3 protein-coding genes are annotated in these 2,496 nt (G+C 72.2%); all 3 read left to right on the top strand.

Annotation, left to right across the window (positions count from 1 at the left end):
• Positions 1-664, top strand: a 664-nt coding sequence (locus H5J30_RS26950) for an ABC transporter permease (protein WP_181789929.1), incomplete at its 5' end; no start/stop codon positions are given.
• Between the two features lie 2 nt (positions 665-666).
• On the top strand, positions 667-1,449 hold the full coding sequence (locus H5J30_RS26945; protein ID WP_181789928.1) for an ABC transporter ATP-binding protein: 783 nt from the start codon (positions 667-669) through the stop codon (positions 1,447-1,449).
• The gene (locus tag H5J30_RS26940; RefSeq protein WP_181789927.1) at positions 1,446-2,468 is read left to right on the top strand and encodes an aliphatic sulfonate ABC transporter substrate-binding protein; all 1,023 of its coding nucleotides are present in this window, start codon (positions 1,446-1,448) and stop codon (positions 2,466-2,468) included. Before H5J30_RS26945 ends, H5J30_RS26940 begins: the two co-directional genes overlap by 4 nt.
• Positions 2,469-2,496: the final 28 nt, after the last annotated feature.

Genomic DNA, 2,496 nt, shown 5'->3' with positions numbered 1-2,496 from the left:
CGACGACTTCCCCGGCCCGGTGCCGGTCGCCCGCCGCGCCGGCACGCTCCTCGCGGACGGGACGCTCCCCGAAGACGCCTGGGCGAGCCTGCGCCGGGTGCTCACCGGGTTCGTACTCGGGACCGCGCTCGCCGTCCCCGTCGGCTTCGTGCTGGGCTGGTACCCGGTGGTGCGCCGGCTGGTCGAGCCCTGGCTGCAGTTCTTCCGCATGGTGCCGCCGCTGGCGATCATCCCGCTGGCGATCGTGCTGATGGGCATCGACGAGAAGCCGAAGGTCTTCGTCATCTTCCTCGCGGCGTTCCTGACGTCGGTCGTCTCGACCTTCCAGGGCGTCGTCGCCGTCGACGCCACCCTCGTCAACGCCGCCCGCGTGCTCGGCGCCCGCGACCGGCAGGTCTTCCTCGGCGTCGTGGTCCCGGCCTCGACCCCGTTCATCCTCGTCGGCATGCGCGTCGGCCTCGGCGCCTCGTGGGCCACGGTGGTGGCCGCGGAGCTGATCGCCGCCCAGGGCGGGCTGGGCTTCCGCATGCAGCAGGCGCAGCTCTACAACGACCTCACGACGATCTTCGTCCAGCTCGTCGCCATCGGCACCATCGGCCTCGCCATGGACCGGCTGCTGCTGACCGCCGAGCGACGGCTGACGCAGTGGCAGGAACGGAGATAGCCATGCCCACCATCGGCTTCCGCGAGGTGACACGCCACTTCGCCACGAAGAACGGCGGCCTGACGGCCCTGGACCGGGTGAGTCTGGACATCGCCGACGGCGAGTTCGTCACCGTCGTCGGCCCCTCGGGCTGCGGCAAGTCCACGCTGCTCGGCATCGCGGCGGGACTGCTCGAACCCACCGGCGGCGAAGTCACCGTCGACACCGAGCCCGTCCGCGGGCCGGGTCCCGAACGCGGCGTCATCTTCCAGCAGTACGCGCTGTTCCCCTGGATGACCGTCGCCGCCAACGTCGAGTACGGGCTGAAGGTCGCCGGCGTGCCCAGGGCGCGGCGGCGCAGCCGGGCCCGCGCGGTGATCGACCTCGTCGGCCTCACCGACTTCGCCGACGCGCTGCCCAAGACGCTGTCCGGCGGCATGAAGCAGCGCTGCGCCATCGCCCGCGCGTACGCCGTCGACCCGAAGATCCTGCTCATGGACGAGCCGTTCGGCGCGCTCGACTCCCTGACCCGGGTACGGATGCAGGACGCCCTGCTCGACACGTGGAGCCGGGACCGCCGGACGGTCATGTTCATCACCCACGACGTCGACGAGGCCGTGTACCTCGCGGGCCGCGTCGTCGTCATGGCCGCACGCCCCGGCCGCATCCACAGCGTCATCGACGTGGACCTGCCCTACCCGCGCACCGAGGAGCACCGGCTCTCACCGGGCTTCGCCGAACTGCGCGCCCGGGTGTGGAGCGCCGTCCACCACCAGCCCGCCGCACCCGAAGGAGCCGTGCCGTGAACCGACCCCGCCCACCGCGCCGGAGGCTGACCGGCCTGCTGCTGGCCCTCGTGCTGCTCCCCGCCGCGAGCGGCTGCGGCGACGACTCCGCCGCCGCCGGCGGGGACCGGTCCGTGCGGTTCGGCTACATCGCCGACTACAGCGGCTCCGCCGCGCTGGCCGTCGCCGAGGAGCAGGGCCTGTGGGACGCCGCCGGCATCGAGCCGGAGCTGAAGGTGTTCACCAACGGGCCGCTTCAGGTGCAGGCGCTCGAAGGCGGCGACCTCGACTTCGGCTACCTCGGTCCCGGCGCGCTGTGGATGCCGGCGTCCGGCCGGGCGTCCATCGTCGCCGTCAACATGCTCGGCCACGCCGACCGCGTCATCGCCCGGCCGGACACCGGCATCACGGAACCCGGCGACCTCCGGGGCAGGAAGGTGGCCGTCCCCGAGGGCACGTCCGGCGAGATGATCCTCGACCTCGCGCTGCGCGAAGCCGGTCTGGAGCCGGACGACGTCGAGAAGGTCCGCATGGACCCCTCCACCGTCGTCACGGCGTTCTCCTCGGGCCAGGTCGACGCCGCCGCCATCTGGTACCCCCTCGTCGACACCATCGAGGAGAAGGTCCCGGACCTGGTGGAGGTCAGCTCCACGACCGACTTCCACCCCGACCAGACCTTCCCCAACGTCTTCGTGACCCGGCCCGGGTTCGCCGAGGACGACCCCGGACTGGCCCGCGAGGTCACCGGGGTGCTGAAGGCGGCGGGCGACTGGATCGCGGCCCACCCCGAGGAGTCGGAGAAGCTCACCGCCCGGTTCCTCGACCTGCCCCCCGAGCAGCTCGTCGGCGCCACCGAGCACGTCGACATCCTGACGTCCGCGGAGCTGACGAAGCTCACCGAGGACGGCACCGTCGCCGGCTGGTTCGACGAACTCGCCGGGCTCTTCGGCGAGATGGGCACCCTGCCGGAGCCGGGCAAGGCCGAGGACTACTACCTCGGCGACCTGTACGCAACCGCGGGAAAGGGAAAGCGCTCATGACCGGAACAGGACGACGCGGCTTCCTCGC

The organism is Streptomyces phytophilus, from assembly GCF_013870535.1.
GTDB classification, from domain to species: Bacteria; Actinomycetota; Actinomycetes; order Streptomycetales; family Streptomycetaceae; genus Streptomyces; species Streptomyces phytophilus.
The sequence above is the reverse complement of the archived record's forward strand: the minus strand, read 5'-3'. Positions and strand labels throughout refer to the sequence as shown.